Raw genomic sequence first — 15,824 nt, 5'->3', positions numbered from 1 at the left:
TTTGGGTGAAAATCAATCCGCACAGACGTTCATCGTGGCGACGCCGCGCTTTTTAGGCAGACTCCGCTAAGGCGGGAGTGTGGGGGATAGCTACCGATCAACCGTTACGGAACGAATCCGTGGCATCCACGATCGCTGCGGTCATCCCTGCGCTTGACGGCGAGTGAGCGGATCTCGGAACGACCACAAGCCTGGCTTCGGGCCAGGCTTGCGACAATTCCCACGCGGTGACGAGCGGAGCTTCCAGATCCATGCGGCCGTGGACCATGACGCCTCTTATCCCGGCAAGCCGACGCGCATCGTCCAGTATCTGGCTGTCCGTCAGCCACCCGCGGTGATGAAAATAATGGGCAATGATGCGGGCTCGCATCAGCAGATAGCCGGGGTCCGCCCATCGCCGCGGCAGCGTGGCGTCGGGATCAACGAGGATGGAGGCGCCTTCCCAGTCATGCCAGCTGGTGGCCGCCTTCAAGCGGAGATCGGGATCCGGGTTTTGCAGCAGGCGATAATAGGCCGTAACGAGATGTCCGTTTCGTTCCTCTTCGGGAACGCCCGCGCGGAACCGTGACCATTCCTGCGGAAACAGGACCGCCATTCCGTGGTAAAGCCAATCGATCTCGGATTGGCGCGTCATGGTGATGCCGGCGACCACAAGGCCGGCGACCCGCTCGGCATGCTGCTGAGCATAGACAAGGGCGAGGGTGCAGCCCCATGAATGGCCGAAGACAAGCCAGCGCTCGACCCCGAAGAATATGCGCAGGCGTTCCATGTCCCGAACCAGATGCCACGTGGTGTTGACGCTCATATCCGTTCGCGGATCGGCGGCATTCGGCTGGCTCATCCCGCATCCACGCTGGTCAAATTGAATGATGCGGTAATGCTGCGGATCGAAGAAACGACGCGTATTGGCTGAACTGCCGGATCCCGGCCCACCGTGAAGAACGATCGCGGATGTGCCCTTAGGATTTCCCGACAGCGCCCAATAGATGCTGTTGCCGTCGCCGACCTCAAGCATTCCGTGGTCGTAAGGTTCGATTTCCGGATAGAGACGTTTCATCTGATCATCCCGCGGGCCGCCACCGCTCTCGGGGATTTTCATGACATCGGGATGACGGGAATCAGATCAGAGGAATTCGCGAAGCGTGTCGCGCGATTGAACCGAGAGGAACTCGATCGCAACGCCTTCCATAAAATGGCGTACGACGCGGCCGCGCATATTGCCGAGGCGGACGGCCGTGCCGAGCGGCGGTCGCGCCTCCACGTCGACTGCCGCGCCTGAAAGCGACAGGTCCATGATACGGCAGACGTAGCGGGTTCCGTCCTCGAGGGTGAGTTCGCTCTGGATCGTCCGCGGCGTCAGACGGTCGTGCCGGCGGTCTTCGGGAAGTCCCAGTTCATGCTTGTTTGCAAGCCATGTCAGCTGCGCTGCAAGTTTCTCGCGTTTGCGGTCCGTCGCATTGATCGACATGGAGAAGCCGCGACCATCGATCGTCAGCACGTAGCCTTCGACGCGGCCGAGATGATCGATATAGGCGACAACGCGTTCATTGGCCCGCGGACGGCCGTCGCAGAGGACGTACATGTCGCCCGGCGACATGTCGATCACCATGCACTCGTATTCCTCGTAGTTGGCCAGCATCAAGCGGCCCTGCATATTGATCGGAACACGCTGGAAAGTGCGCTGGTCCGTGCGAGGAACATTCCGCGTCTGCTGAGCTGGCTGGAATGAGTGCATGAAAATTGCTTCTTGTATGTTATATCTCAAACGCAATCATTAGCCGCAATCTATTAACAGAAGATTGGTGGCCTCAACCGCTAAAGGCTGTGGCAAAGCAGGAATGCGGTACAACCGTCTCAAAATGAGCCGCTGCTTCTTTACGGCCCATTTTATTGAATGCGGCCGCCGGCTGATGCCCGCCAGGGCAATATGCGGCGGAAGGCCTCGCTCCATTCCGGCCCTTTGCTCGTCCGCTGCGCGCCGAACGGGGCCCTCTGACGTGTGGGCTCCCCGGCCTTTACCTGGTCATCCGTCAGGATCCGGCTGCGGTCCAAGGCCAGGAACTCCAGCGGCTCGGCACCGAACCATGCGGGATTTTGCGCCGGTGCAAGCGAACCCAGCAACCGATCACAGTTTTCGCCCTCGCGGGAAGAACGCAGCGGCATCAATACGATCTCGAAGGCAAGATGGCGCCCGGTGACACTATAGCCCGTCGCATTGATCAGGGCCGGAACGGCATGCGCCATGACGCCGTTGGCGATCTTGACGGGATCGTCAGGCTGACTGCCTGCCCAGAGCGCCGAGAATTCCTCCTCGCGCAACTCACGACCGAATATGTTGCAGATTTTCGTGCCTGCGAGACGGAAACGCGGCCTGTCGGAAGGCGTCGTCTCGAGAATAAAAAGATCGGAAAGCACATGACGTACTGCCGCCGGCTCTACTTGAGAGCGCAGGGGTGCGTCATATGGACCGCGGATATGATCCCAGTAGGTAAATATCTCGATACTGGTTTTGTGGCGCATGGCGGGTCCGTGTTCCATTCTGGTTCAAACGCCGGCGGATTGTCGGCGCTTAAGCTATCCCTTGCTTATTTCGTGCCACGGCGGGGGAGTTAAGGTTAACCGGAGGTTTCGATTGAGCGCGGGCGTTGGCCATGAGATGAATAATCATGACTTCACGAAGGGTTGACCTTCAGCACAAACTGAATCGGGCGCGGGGGATCGAATGCGATCATTCGGGGGGACGCTCGAAAAGCCGTTCGGCATTGCCGGGCGGCTTTTTTTTTGACGATCGCTCTTGTATGGCTGTCTCCTATATCAGCGATCAGAGAGTAATAACTACATGGATGATGCATCTCCGCCGCCTCCCGCGCCAGAAGACGGAGACATAGAGCCGCGTCCGCAACGGAATCCGGTCTTCAACCTGCCATCGGCGCTAGTCGCAACGCTCGCGCTGCTGATCGCGATCTTTCTCGTGCAGACATTATTGCTGCCGACCAGCGCGCTGGATTGGTATTATTACACCTTTGGCTTCATTCCGGCTCGTTATGTCACGCCCCTGTCGCAGCAGGGGTTGGAATGGTTGTGGACGCCCGTCACCTATTCGCTGCTGCATGGCGGCGTCGAGCATATCGTCTTCAACGGGCTCTGGCTGATGGCCTTTGCCGCGCCAGTCGTGCGACGGATCGGCACGGTACGATATCTGATCTTCTGGGTGCTCTCATCCGCAGCATCAGCCTTCCTTCATGCTGCGCTCAACTGGGGTGAGGTGACATTGCTGATCGGGGCATCCGGCGTCGTATCGGCTCTGATGGGCGCCGCCTGCCGTTTTGCATTCCCGCCTGACCGGCGCGGTTCTGCGCTGCCGCAGGCCCATCTCAATCCCCGACTTTCGATCACACAGTCGCTGCGGAGCCGCACGGTCTTCATGTTCGTGCTCTTCTGGTTTGTCGGAAACCTGCTGATCGCGTTTGGTATTCCCTTGATCGGAGATGGATCGCAGGCCGTTGCCTGGGATGCCCATATCGGCGGATTTCTTTTCGGCTTTCTGCTGTTCGGCCTGTTTGATAAACAGCCGGATCCGATCGAAATCTAATCAAGCGAAATTGAAGATGTTGCATTCGCGCTTTGGGGAGTGCACCATTCAATTCCATTTTCGTGTGGGTGGAGGCCGCCACGGGAGCCCGTAGACGAGAATGTTGTATGCATTTCGAGATGGGAGGATCGAATGTCAGTTTCCGTAAAATCCATACTGGACACCAAGGGCCGGAATGTCGTGACCGCGACTGCCAACACGACGCTTGCCGAGGCCGCAAAAATCCTCAATCAAAAGCGGATCGGTGCTCTCGTCGTGGTCGGGGTCGAAGGAAAGATCGCCGGAATTTTCACCGAACGTGACGTCGTCAATGCAGTCGCCAAATCGGGCAAGGATAGTCTGGATCAGCCGATTTCGTCGCTAATGACCGCAAAGGTTCATCGCTGCAAGGAAGATACGACCGTCGATGAGCTGATGGAACTGATGACGCAGCGTCGGTTCCGCCATGTGCCCGTCGAAGACAAGGGCAAGCTCTCGGGCATCATCTCGATCGGCGACGTCGTGAAGTCGCGCATCAGGGAGATCGAACTCGAGACCGAACAGATCAAAGCCTATATTGCCGGATAATCGTAGATTGCCTTCTTGGACGCAGCGGCACCTTTGGTCTGCTGCGTCCGTTCAGCGTGCGTAGGCTTCCTGCATTCGCTTGATTTCAGGAAGTCGCGCCAAGGTTTCCTCATAGCCACGCTCTATCGCTTCACCGGCGCGATGAAATTCGGATAGGCCGATATCGCTGAGCCGCGGATGCAGGGCGAGATCCGGCGGATCGCCGGCAAGGCGCGAGCGCGAAATCCTGTCCTGGATGATGTTGAAGGCCTGCACCAAGGCTCCGGTCATGCCGAGCTTCGCATAGGGAGCTTCCGCCTGACGCTGAATTTCCGTCGCGGTCAGCACGGCATTGTGTTTGACGACGGCGGATCGTCCATAGAGATCGTAGTGCAGGTTCACGGCGACGACGAGCGGCTGCTCGTATGAACGGCAAACCGAGACGGGAACGGGATTGACGAGCGCGCCATCGACCAGCGTTCGATTGTTGCTGCGCACCGGCTCGAAGATGCCGGGCAGGGCGTAGGACGCGCGCAAGGCGATGATCAGCGAACCGTTGCCGATCCAGACCTCGTGGCCGGTATTGACCTCGGCTGCGACGGCAACGAAGGGACGGTCGAGATCCTCGATCGTCAGACCCTCCAGATGCTCCTGCATGCGCTTGGTCAGGCGCATGCCTCCGAACAGGCCGCTGCCGCCGATGGTCAGATCCAGTAAGCTGGCAATGCGGCGCATGGTGAGCGATCGGGAGAACTCTTCCAACTCATCCAGTTTTCCGGCGAGATAGCAGCCGCCGACTAGCGCACCGATCGAGGTGCCGGCAATCATCCCTACCTCGATGCCCGCCTCGTCAAGCGCGCGCAGCACACCAATATGAGCCCAACCGCGAGCAGCGCCCCCGCCGAGCGCAAGGGCGATCTTCACTTTCTTGGGGGAGGGCGGAAGGAGTGGGGGGCCGGCGGTACCGTCGTGTGAACCAGCCGTGCTTGAATCTACCAAGGACTGGCCGGCACCGGTACGATTCAAACCCCAGTTCAGCATGCTACGCCTTTCCCAGGGCTTGATATGCCCTTCTCGTTAAGTAGCGTCCCTTTTCGTTTCTAAATGGTATATTTTATTAGCTAATTGTTCAATTAGAAGGCATCTGCCCAATTTCCAGACCCGGATCTCAATGACCGTAAACCTGGTCGGGATCGAAATGCCTGCGATCGTCCGCGATTTTCACAAACGCCTTGCCATCCTCCAGTTCCACCGTTCTGTAGAAGCAGGAGCGGCGTCCGGTGTGGCAGGTCGCGTCGTGACCGGCAACCTCGACCATCAGCCAAATGGCATCCTGATCACAATCGGTGCGGATCTCTTTCACTGTTTGAAGATTGCCGGAGGTTTCGCCTTTTTTCCAGATTTTTCCGCGTGATCGGCTGAAATAATGTGCCGTTCCGGTCTGGAGTGTCAGCGCCAATGCCTCGGCGTTCATATGCGCGACCATCAGCAGCGCACCGTCGCGGATATCCGTGACGACAGCGGTGATCAGGCCGCGGTCGTCGAAGCGGGGGGTAAAATCCCCCGCATCTTCCAGTTCGGATTTATCGGTGGAAGGCTCTTTGAATGTCAGTGTCATCTCGGCTCTCTGTTGGAGCCGGTCAGCGGCTCCGGACCATCGTCATGAAGCGGGCCTGTTCGGCGGGATCAGCCTTGAACGAACCGGTAAAGGTGGTCGTCAGCGTCGATGAGCCCTGCTTCTGCACACCGCGCATCGCCATGCACATATGCTCGGCCTCCATCATGATGGCTACGCCACGCGGTCGAAGGCTTTCGTCTATGGCGTGGGCGATCTGCGCCGTCATGGCTTCCTGTGTCTGCAGGCGGCGGCCGAATATCTCGACCGTGCGGGCGATCTTCGACAGACCGAGAACACGGCCGTTCGGGAGATAGGCGACATGGGCCTTCCCGATAATCGGGACCATGTGATGTTCGCAATGGGAGAAGAATGGAATGTCGCGCACGAGAACGAGGTCATCATAGCCGCTGACCTCTTCGAAGGTGCGGCCGAGGACATCCTCGGGGCTCATGTCATAGCCGGCAAACAGTTCGCGATAGGCGTTCGCCACGCGCTTCGGCGTATCGAGCAGGCCTTCGCGCGTCGGATCATCACCTGCCCAACGAAGCAGGACCCGAACGGCGTCCTCTGCTTCCTTCTGGGTGGGGCGATCTGATGTCTGCTCGTTTTGCGGAAAATTCTTTACGATGGCGTCCATATGTTTCAAGTCTCCTGATCCGCGTTGCGGATCGTCTTTCGGACTCGCCACTGGTATCCCTTGTCAGGAATGTTGCACCTTTGGCAGGCTCCGGGGCTTTCGGGGCGGCTTATAGCCCTTCCGGCACGGTTTCCCAATCAAACTTAACCGAGGCCATTGCATTTTCATGGCCTTCGAACGACATACATATAGGAAGACGGCGCCTTCATGTAAGTGCGCTATCGTGAGACGGTGTGTTTTTTGTTTACGCAACAACAGCCGCCGAATTGAGCCGATCCGCAATGATCTGGAGCGGAATTTGTCATGGACGATATCTACAATAGCAAAATTCTCGAATTCGCAGGCAATATTCCCCGGATCGGAAGCCTGATCGATGCCGACGCAAGCGCGCAGGCGCATTCGAAGCTTTGCGGCTCCAAAGTCAAAATCTGGCTGAAGATGGACGGCGATACCGTTACGGATTTCGCCCACGACGTGAAAGCCTGCGCGCTCGGGCAGGCCTCGTCTTCCGTCATGGCAAGGCATGTGGTCGGCGCGACCGCTGATGAATTGAGGAAAGCTCGCGCGGATATGCTGGCGATGCTCAAGGCGGACGGCGAGGGACCGGAAGGCCGCTTCGAGGATATGCGTTATCTGCGGCCGGTCAGGGACTACAAGGCGCGCCATGCTTCGACCATGCTGACCTTCGATGCTGTCGTCGACGCCATCGGCCAGATCGAGGCGAGACGCGCAGAAACGGCAGAGGCGGTCTGAACAGGCCATGTGTCATCTCTGCTCCCTTGAAGAAGACGAAGACGAGGGCGGCGCTGCCGCGCACCCGCGATCTCGCAGGTTGCGTGGAACAGGATTTGACAAAGACAACGGGGTTGTCAGGCAGTCTTATTCCGGGCGCAACTATAACGGCCCTTTCCGCAAGACACTCGATCGCCTCCTCGGCATGGGTTTTATCCGGCTTTACCAACTGACCTTGTCCGGCTTCATCGGCAATTCCTGCCGGCACCTGCCGACATGCTCGGAGTACGGATACGAATCGATAGCGCGGCATGGGCTATGGGCCGGCGGCTGGATGGCATTTTTCCGGGTTGCACGCTGCGGCCCCGGCGGCACGAGCGGCTTCGATCCCGTGCCTGAGACGCTCGGCGAGCGCTTCCGCTGGTTCGCGCCCTGGCGGTATTTTTCGATCGGGCGGAAGATCAAGACTTCGAATTAGCGTTGTGAACTCCCTCTCTCGGACAAATCGCTCCGAGGTGCCCCAGAACGCAAGACCAAAAGATGCGCTCAGGCACGACGGTCATCAACGCGTGGCACGACCGTGGTTTGTTGGGCAAGGCTCGATTAGCGGCCGCTCAAAGTCTCTGATGTCGATTTTGAATAGCGCTTCAGCGGAGCTGTAATTCCTGCTGCGCCCATAAAGTGTCGACATGTATTACGAGGGTATATACCTGTGTCTTTGTTCAAAGAGAACGCCGCGATCCTGCAAAAATTCGAATCTGACGGAAGAGACCTTAGCTCTCCTCGATCTATCGATTTCTGCCACATCTTCCCTGGCAAAGTATCGGCCGACGCCTTCGCCAGGGCAGCTGAAACGGAAGGATTTGCCGTCGCAGTGCACGACGTCGAACGAGAGGTAGACCCCTGGGACGTTATTGCGTCCAAGGAAATTATGCTAACCTGCGAAGCCATCACCGACACAGAGGAGTACCTCGACGCGTTGGCGCGATCTTATCGCGGTCAAGCAGATGGCTGGGGCTTCTTCACCGTCTGAGGCCGGCGACTTATAGGTTCACGATCTAGCCTGCTTGGAATCGTGTAGAAAAATGCACTTGCAGTTGCATAATTTCAGGATATCACTAGCGTCGTAGCGATTTTTTCTCGAAAATGTCTTTGATATGAAGCCCTTTTTTCTAGCTCTGGTATTTTTCACCATATTCGCTTCGACCGCAGGCGCAGCCGACGTATCGGGCAACGAGAAAACGTCCGCCGATGAGTGCAGAACGCTCGCGGGAGACAACGTGTCGCCCTACGACCTCACATACTGGCGGCATGCACTTAATGTCTGCGATGCCTATCGCCAGTCCGATCCGCAGTCGGTGGAAGCGCGCTATTTCTATTATTCCAGCCTCTTCAATACGGGAGACTACGCGCCGGCGGTCGCGGGATTAGAGGAATTGGCGACCGCAAATTCCTATGCGCCAGCGATGAGCTATCTTGCAGCGGCCTATATCTACGGCCAAGGACGCGACCGCAATTTTCCGGCTGCGCTGATATGGATACGGAAAGCGGCGCTAATGGGCGATGCAACAGCCGATTATCTGTTCGGCCGCATGTATCTTAACGGCTGGGGCGTGCAGCAGGATTTCGTCATGGCACGCTCTTATTTCGAGCTGGCAGACGGGCTGGGCTATCACTACGCCGGTACTGCACTGGCTCACATGTATCTCGAGGGCGTCGGGCTCGCCCCCGATCCGGAAAAGGCATTCCAGATCTACAGCAAGACGGCGAAGGCCGGCAGTGAAAATGCGACTGTCTGGCTCGCCTATCTATATCGGTACGGCCGCGGCGTAGCCAAGGACAAGGCGCATGCGGTCGAATTGCTGAAGGCGTCGGCAGCGCGAGGTTATACTCGCGCATTGATTGATCTTGCAGACATCGATCTCTACGACGACGATCTCCGCAATGCGCCGGAAGCCACAAGGCTTCTTAATCGGGCGATTACCCTGGGGGATGCGGATGCATCGGTAGAGCTCGGTATCGCCTATCTCTACGGCGGCAGCCTAGAAAAAGACCTGCCCCGTGCCAAGACCTTGATTCAGCAGGCAATCGACCTGCACTCGTCTTGGGCATATCGATCCATGGCGCAGTTCTATCGGTATGGAGACAAGAAAAATTATCCCCTCGCCATGTCCTTCGAAAAAGAAGCAGCCGACCGCGGGGTTGTCAGTGCGCTTCGTGACATCGGCCTCTTGTACCGCTGGGGCGACGGCGTGCCGAAGGATCCGCAACTTGCCAGGGAGTGGCTCTCAAAGGCCGCGGCGCTCGGCGATGAGGATGCGCGCTACTATCTGGGCAGGATCTACTACAACGGCGAGGGTATTCAACGCGATACTGCGCAGGGAATCGAATTGCTGACGCTGTCCGCTGAAGCGGGCAACGGGGAGGCCATGGATTCTCTCGGTAATGCCTATTCGGTCGGAGACGGTGTGCAACGCGATGACAAAAAGGCCATGTCCTGGTTTCGCAAGGCGGCTGATGTCGGAAACGGCTTTGCGATGGACGACATCGGCAACCTTTATTTCTCCGGATACGGTGTCAAGGCAGACAAGGCGGAGGCGCTGCGTTGGTACAAGCGCAGTGCTGCTAAGGGCACCGCGCTTGGAATGTACCATCTCGGCATCGTGTACGAGCAAGGGCAGGGCACAGATCCCGATATCCGCCTGGCAGTCCAATGGTTGAAGAAAGCAGCGGCGGCCGGCGACACCAAGGCCATGGTGGAGCTCGGTGGGATTTATCGCGGCGATGTCGGCTTGCCCCGCGATGACGGGCAGTCCCTACAATTCTACAGCAAGGCCGCCGGAGCCGGAGATATCAAAGCCGTGATTCTGTTGGGCAGAGCGTACGAAAGCGGCGACGGCGTCAAGCAGAATTTCGACGAGGCCATCAAATGGTATGGCAAGGCGGCCGACAGCGGTTCAGCCGAAGGCATGTATCGGCTCGGCCGGCTTTACTACGGCAGCAGCGGCGCGACGGCTGACTTTGCCAAGGCATTGGAATGGCTAACGAAAAGTGACTCCAAGGGCGACGAGGACGCCGCGTACCTGCTCGGTGACATGTACCAGGGCGGCCACGGCGTGCCGATCGATCTTACCAAGGCGTTCAACTGGTTTCTGAAATCCGCCAGCAACTCTAACGCCGACGCGATGAATGCAGTTGGCTTCTTCTTCCAGAACGGGATGGCAACCACTGCTGACGCCAACATAGCGCTCCGCTGGTACAAGAAGGCGGCAGACGGCAATTCGGCAATCGGCGCCCTCAATCTCGCCTATATGTACGAGGACGGCAACGGCGTGCCGATCGACCTGAAGGCGGCTTTCGAGTTCTACAAGAAGTCAGCCGATCTGGGTTCGAACAGCGCCATGTTCGCCCTTGGCCGGATGTATGATGATGGGCGTGGCACCGCAGTGGACAAGAACGCGGCCCTGCAATGGTATCTGAGGGCCAGCGATCTCGGCTACAAGGGCGCCGCCTATCGTATCGCGTTCGCCTATGATCGCCTCTACAGTTCCGACCTTGCTGCCGAAAGCGTTCTGAAGGCGCTGAGCGAAGGGGACGAGGTGATCATATCCCGCCTGAAGTCGATGTCGCCATTCACTCTGCGCGCGCTCAAGCAAAGCCTTCGTCAGCGCGGACTTTTCAGCGGACCGATCACCGACGAGATCACTCCGGCGACGACGAAAGCTCTGGAAGACTATTACAAAGCAAACGCTTCCTAGACCACGTCAGCGGGAGATTTGACGTCTTCTGGAACAAGCTGGACTTTGACTTCAACAGTGAAACGAAGTATCACGCCGACCTGTCAGCCGCCGGGAATCCCCGGTCTATTTTACCACCCGCATTCGTTGGCGGGACTGGACAAGGAGAATTTTGATGTCCCAAGCCGTTTCCCTGACATTTCCCGATGGTTCCGTGCGCAGCTACGATGCTGGCGCAACCGGTCGCGATGTCGCCGAATCCATTTCAAAGTCGCTGGCCAAGAAGGCGGTCGCCATTGCGATCGACGGCACCGTCCGCGATCTCTCCGATGCCGTGACCGACGGCAAGATCGAAATCATCACCCGCGAAGATCCCCGCGCGCTGGAGCTTATCCGGCATGACGCGGCACACGTTCTCGCCGAAGCTGTACAGGAGCTATGGCCCGGCACGCAGGTGACGATCGGCCCGGTCATCGAGAACGGCTTCTACTACGACTTTGCCAAGAACGAGCCTTTCACGCCCGACGATCTGCCCGTCATCGAAAAGAAGATGAAGGAAATCATCCAGCGCAACAAGCCGTTCACCAAGCAGATCTGGTCGCGCGAGAAGGCCAAGGAAGTCTTTGCCGCCAAGGGCGAGAACTACAAGGTTGAACTTGTTGACGCAATTCCAGAAGGCCAGGACCTCAAGATCTACAACCAGGGCGAATGGTTCGATCTCTGCCGCGGCCCGCACATGGCCTCCACCGGGCAGATCGGCAACGCCTTCAAGCTTATGAAGGTGGCAGGAGCCTATTGGCGCGGCGACAGCAACAATGCGATGCTGTCGCGCATCTATGGCACGGCCTTTGCCGAGCAGGCCGATCTCGACAATTACCTGAACGTCCTCGCCGAGGCCGAAAAGCGCGACCACCGCCGTCTTGGCCGTGAAATGGATCTCTTCCATTTCCAGGAAGAAGGCCCGGGCGTCGTCTTCTGGCACGGCAAGGGTTGGCGCGTGTTCCAGACCCTCGTCTCCTATATGCGTCGGCGTCTTGCCGGCGACTACGAGGAAGTCAACGCGCCGCAGGTGCTTGATACGTCGCTGTGGGAAACCTCCGGTCACTGGGGCTGGTATCAGGAGAACATGTTCGCGGTAAAATCCGCCCATGCCTTCACCCATCCCGATGACAAGGATGCCGACAACCGCGTCTTCGCGCTGAAGCCGATGAATTGCCCCGGCCACGTGCAGATATTCAAGCATGGCTTGAAGTCCTACCGCGAACTGCCGATTCGCCTTGCGGAATTCGGTCTCGTGCATCGCTACGAACCGTCGGGCGCCTTGCATGGTCTGATGCGCGTGCGCGGCTTCACGCAGGATGACGCGCATATCTTCTGCACTGACGAGCAGATGGCCGCCGAGTGCCTGAAGATCAATGATCTCATCCTGTCGGTCTACAAGGATTTCGGCTTCGAGGAATGCGTCGTCAAGCTCTCCACGCGTCCCGACAAGCGCGTCGGCTCAGATGCGCTCTGGGATCGTGCCGAAAGCGTGATGATGGACGTGCTGAAGACAATCGAAGCACAGTCGGGCGGACGCATCAAGACCGGCATCCTGCCGGGCGAGGGTGCGTTCTACGGGCCGAAGTTCGAATACACGCTCCGTGACGCGATCGGCCGTGAATGGCAGTGCGGTACCACGCAGGTCGACTTCAACCTGCCGGAGCGTTTCGGCGCCTTCTACATCGATCAGCATTCGGAGAAGACGCAGCCCGTCATGATCCACCGCGCCATCTGCGGCTCGATGGAACGCTTTCTCGGCATCCTGATCGAGAACTTCGCCGGCCATATGCCGCTATGGGTATCGCCGCTGCAGGTGGTCGTTGCAACGATCACCTCGGATGCGGACGAGTATGGCGCCGAGGTTGCCGAAGCGCTGCGTGACGCTGGCCTCACCGTCGAGACCGACTTCCGTAACGAGAAGATCAACTATAAGATCCGCGAACATTCGGTAACGAAGGTTCCCGTGATCATCGTCTGCGGCAAGAAGGAAGCAGAAGAGCGTTCCGTCAACATCCGCCGGCTCGGCTCTCAGGCCCAGACTTCAATGTCGCTCAATGCAGCGATTGCGGAACTGGCGCATGAGGCGACCGCACCGGATCTTCTGCGCAAGGCTGAAGCCAAGAAGGCCAAGGCGGCGGCCTGAACTGCAGTTTGAACAATTAGCATCTGGCAGCGTTTTCATCGTGCTGTCAGATGCCTGACATATACCTGCAATATATGGCCCCTGAATGATCGAGGAGCGGGCAGCGCCCGGTGCCCATTTGAATTTCAAAGAATTGTCCTATGCCAATGAACGGGACCCGCGTCTGAAGCGCTGGTTCATTCGCTCGATCGAGGGCTTGTCCGGCCGTGACCGTTACGCGCGCCTTTACGATATCTGGCGTACGGATATCGTCGGCAAGAGCGAGCGGGTGTTCGGCAAGATGCTGGACCTTATCGACGTTCGCATGGATATCAGGGGCGAATGGCCGCCGCGCAACCTCACCGACGATACGCCCGTTGTCATCGTCGCGAACCATCCCTTCGGCATCGGTGACGGCATTGCTGTTCTCGCGCTCGCCGAGCAGCTCGGTCGCCCGTTCAAGGTGCTCATTCACAATGAGCTCCTGAAAGTGCCTGAGATGGCGGATTACTCCCTGCCGATCTCCTTCGACGAGACCAAGGAAGCACTGGCCATCAACATGCGCACGCGGCATGAGGCCCTTCGTATTCTGAAGGAAGGAACGACGATCATCGTCTTTCCCGCGGGCGGAGTTGCAACTGCAAAAAAGGGCTTCGGCAGGGCAGAGGACTTGCCCTGGAAGATGTTCCCGGCAAAGCTCGTGCAGTCTGCGCGCGCTAGCGTCATTCCGATCTATTTCGAAGGGCAGAACGGCAGGCTCTTCCACCTCGCGAGCCGGCTTTCGCTGACGCTGCGCCTTTCACTGTTGATCCGCGAATTTCGTCGGCTGTCCGGCAGCACGATCACCTCCCATGTAGGCGAGCTGATATCGTGGGAATCGTTGAACAAGGGCAATGATCGCAAGGATCTGCTGTCGCGGCTCTATAGTGCTGTCTTTTCCATGGCGCCGCCGCGGCGGCCGTTTTTGAAGCGAGCCTAGTCAGCCCCGTCAATCCATGCTGGTGCCGCTTTCGCCGGGGGCAAGCTGTTCATAGGTCGGAAGCGGTGCTTTGCCAGCCGGATGAGGTTGCTCAGCTGGCGACGCCTGTTGCGGCACGACTTGCTGAACGGCGGGAACGGCCTGATCCTCCTGCCGCAGCGGTTCCTGCACTTCCTGCGGCTGCTCCCTCAACAATACCTCGACATCGGAATTCTGCCCGGCGGTCACGTTGAAATCGCGCTGGTAGATCTTGTCCTTGTTGCGGGCGACGGCCGTATACACCCCTTCCGACAGGACCATGGTCGGGAAGGCGCTGACGCTTTCCGCAACGATATCGCCCGATGACGTCAGTACCGACCAAGCCGTATCGGCAATGGCTTCTCCGCCGGCATCCGAGACGAGCTTGAGCGTGATCTTTGCGGCGCGGTGCTGGATCGTCGCCTCGGTCACCTTGCCCGATTCCACCTGGATATCTGCACGGATGATCGCGTTGACTTGACCGTATTCCGAAACGACGTGGTAGGTGCCGGCACTGATGCCGATCAGCGTGTTCGGCTTGACGTCGGCCATCACGAGACCGCGCGTCCCATCCTCCTTCACGTCGCTCGAATAGATCGAGAAGCTGAGTTCGCCGGGCGGGATGCGCACGTCGGAGCCCGAGACGGCATTGAGCACGATGCCGCCGGCATCAAGCACCATGACCTGCTTTTGTATGGCACCGCTATCAGGCACGGTCAGTTTCTTGGTGACGCCAGCGCGTCCGAAGGAAACGTTGACGAAATAATCCCCTGGAGCGAGCTGAAAATCGGCCGATCCGCCCTTCGAGCTGGCAACCAGCGGCAACTTGCCGTCAGCACCCGGGATCGGACTGAAAACGTACCAGGACAGGCCCTGCTGCACAGCCTGACCATCAGCTGTCATCTTTGCATCGAAGGCAACTTCGCGCAGCTCCGAATTGCTCGGTTTAGCCGCGCCTGGCGCCATGAAGGCGTTAAGCTTCGGCATCTTGGAGGTCGTATCGAGCTGCTTGAATTCCTTGAAGGCGTCCTCGGCAGCAGCAGTCAGCGGCATCACCACCAGCGCGGCGATTGCAAAGCCGATCCGGGCGAGGGCCAAAGTAGCTGACATGCGTTCCCAACCGATTGACTTCTTGAGCGACAAAGGCCACTTCAAGACCAATCCAGTGGCAAATTCAAGACCTGTCCGCCTTGCGCATCTCGACGAAAGCAATTCATCCATGAAAAATGATATTAAGCTGATCGATTATCTTGCGGTCCGCCGATCTATCCCAGCCTTCCAGATGTCCGAGCCCGGCCCGGACAAGACCGAAATCGAGGACATTCTGCGTATTGCCTCGCGCGTTCCGGATCACGGAAAGCTCGCCCCCTGGCGTTTCATCGTCTATCGCGGAGAGGAGCGGAAGCGCATCGGCGAGGAGCTTTTGAAGCTCGCGTTGACGGCAAAACCGGACCTGTCGCCCGAGATGATCGAGGTCGAACGCGCGCGCTTCACCCGCGCCCCCGTCGTTATCGCCGTCGTTAGCAAGGCGGCACCGCATGTCAAGATTCCGGAATGGGAACAGTTGATGTCGGCGGGCGCCCTGTGCCTCAATCTGCTCATGTCGGCCAATGCCCATGGCTGGGTTTCGAACTGGCTGACCGAGTGGTTCGCCTATGATGAACGCGCCTATCCGGTTCTCGGCGTACAGCCGGGCGAGAAGGTCGCCGGCTTCATCCATATCGGTTCGAGCACCTTTCCGTCGACAGAACGGCCCCGTCCGGAGTTGGTCGAAACCGTAACCTGGGTCGGCGGAGAGTAA

Annotated in this window: 16 protein-coding genes; 9 read left to right on the top strand and 7 right to left on the bottom strand. The window is 58.5% G+C overall.

Annotation, left to right across the window (positions count from 1 at the left end; translation table 11 throughout):
- Positions 1-97: 97 nt before the first annotated feature.
- The 3 genes from pip to DTW90_RS18690 form a co-directional block, all read right to left on the bottom strand.
- Positions 98-1,057 carry a prolyl aminopeptidase gene (gene pip, locus DTW90_RS18700; protein WP_149340103.1) on the bottom strand — a complete coding sequence of 320 codons (960 nt, stop codon included), beginning with the start codon at positions 1,055-1,057 and terminating at the stop codon, positions 98-100.
- A 66-nt stretch (positions 1,058-1,123) separates the two neighbouring features.
- Positions 1,124-1,735 carry a PilZ domain-containing protein gene (locus tag DTW90_RS18695; protein WP_132524826.1) on the bottom strand — a complete coding sequence of 204 codons (612 nt, stop codon included), beginning with the start codon at positions 1,733-1,735 and terminating at the stop codon, positions 1,124-1,126.
- A gap of 152 nt (positions 1,736-1,887) precedes the next feature.
- Positions 1,888-2,520, bottom strand: coding sequence for a PAS domain-containing protein (locus tag DTW90_RS18690; protein ID WP_149340101.1), 633 nt, complete (start codon positions 2,518-2,520; stop codon positions 1,888-1,890).
- Between the two features lie 319 nt (positions 2,521-2,839).
- Here DTW90_RS18690 and DTW90_RS18685 point away from each other — a divergent pair, with 319 nt between their 5' ends.
- Complete coding sequence (locus DTW90_RS18685; protein WP_149340099.1) at positions 2,840-3,592, top strand: rhomboid family intramembrane serine protease; 753 nt, start codon at positions 2,840-2,842, stop codon at positions 3,590-3,592.
- Positions 3,593-3,724: 132 nt separating this feature from the next.
- Entirely contained in the window at positions 3,725-4,159 is a 435-nt protein-coding gene (locus DTW90_RS18680) for a CBS domain-containing protein (protein ID WP_132524830.1), read from the top strand.
- A 51-nt stretch (positions 4,160-4,210) separates the two neighbouring features.
- Here DTW90_RS18680 and DTW90_RS18675 read toward each other — a convergent pair whose 3' ends face one another.
- From DTW90_RS18675 to folE, 3 genes are all read right to left on the bottom strand, one after another.
- On the bottom strand, positions 4,211-5,179 hold the full coding sequence (locus tag DTW90_RS18675; RefSeq protein ID WP_132524832.1) for a patatin-like phospholipase family protein: 969 nt from the start codon (positions 5,177-5,179) through the stop codon (positions 4,211-4,213).
- A 127-nt stretch (positions 5,180-5,306) separates the two neighbouring features.
- The gene (gene hisI, locus DTW90_RS18670) at positions 5,307-5,756 is read right to left on the bottom strand and encodes a phosphoribosyl-AMP cyclohydrolase (protein WP_149340097.1); all 450 of its coding nucleotides are present in this window, start codon (positions 5,754-5,756) and stop codon (positions 5,307-5,309) included.
- 22 nt (positions 5,757-5,778) lie between these two features.
- Positions 5,779-6,393 carry a GTP cyclohydrolase I FolE gene (gene folE, locus DTW90_RS18665; RefSeq protein WP_132524836.1) on the bottom strand — a complete coding sequence of 205 codons (615 nt, stop codon included), beginning with the start codon at positions 6,391-6,393 and terminating at the stop codon, positions 5,779-5,781.
- A gap of 303 nt (positions 6,394-6,696) precedes the next feature.
- Between folE and DTW90_RS18660 the strand changes: the two genes are divergently transcribed.
- The 6 genes from DTW90_RS18660 (at position 6,697) to DTW90_RS18635 (ending at position 14,005) form a co-directional block, all read left to right on the top strand.
- On the top strand, positions 6,697-7,146 hold the full coding sequence (locus DTW90_RS18660) for an iron-sulfur cluster assembly scaffold protein (protein WP_149340095.1): 450 nt from the start codon (positions 6,697-6,699) through the stop codon (positions 7,144-7,146).
- A 7-nt stretch (positions 7,147-7,153) separates the two neighbouring features.
- A complete protein-coding gene (gene yidD, locus DTW90_RS18655; protein ID WP_149340093.1) occupies positions 7,154-7,603 on the top strand; it encodes a membrane protein insertion efficiency factor YidD in 450 nt (149 codons plus the stop codon).
- A 234-nt stretch (positions 7,604-7,837) separates the two neighbouring features.
- Complete coding sequence (locus DTW90_RS18650) at positions 7,838-8,158, top strand: ribonuclease E inhibitor RraB (RefSeq protein ID WP_188079982.1); 321 nt, start codon at positions 7,838-7,840, stop codon at positions 8,156-8,158.
- Positions 8,159-8,405: 247 nt separating this feature from the next.
- Positions 8,406-10,883 carry an SEL1-like repeat protein gene (locus DTW90_RS18645; RefSeq protein WP_188079981.1) on the top strand — a complete coding sequence of 826 codons (2,478 nt, stop codon included), beginning with the start codon at positions 8,406-8,408 and terminating at the stop codon, positions 10,881-10,883.
- 154 nt (positions 10,884-11,037) lie between these two features.
- Entirely contained in the window at positions 11,038-13,047 is a 2,010-nt protein-coding gene (thrS, locus tag DTW90_RS18640) for a threonine--tRNA ligase (protein ID WP_149340087.1), read from the top strand.
- 118 nt (positions 13,048-13,165) lie between these two features.
- On the top strand, positions 13,166-14,005 hold the full coding sequence (locus DTW90_RS18635; protein WP_149340085.1) for a 1-acyl-sn-glycerol-3-phosphate acyltransferase: 840 nt from the start codon (positions 13,166-13,168) through the stop codon (positions 14,003-14,005).
- 9 nt (positions 14,006-14,014) lie between these two features.
- On the opposite strand, the gene DTW90_RS18630 is transcribed toward DTW90_RS18635, so the two are convergent.
- Entirely contained in the window at positions 14,015-15,133 is a 1,119-nt protein-coding gene (locus DTW90_RS18630; RefSeq protein WP_149340083.1) for a hypothetical protein, read from the bottom strand.
- Positions 15,134-15,242: 109 nt separating this feature from the next.
- Here DTW90_RS18630 and DTW90_RS18625 point away from each other — a divergent pair, with 109 nt between their 5' ends.
- Positions 15,243-15,824, top strand: coding sequence for a nitroreductase (locus DTW90_RS18625; protein ID WP_149340081.1), 582 nt, complete (start codon positions 15,243-15,245; stop codon positions 15,822-15,824).

The sequence above is a fragment of the Neorhizobium sp. P12A genome (assembly GCF_008365395.1).
Taxonomy (GTDB): domain Bacteria; phylum Pseudomonadota; class Alphaproteobacteria; order Rhizobiales; family Rhizobiaceae; genus Rhizobium.
This window is presented reverse-complemented; position numbering and strand designations above follow the sequence as displayed.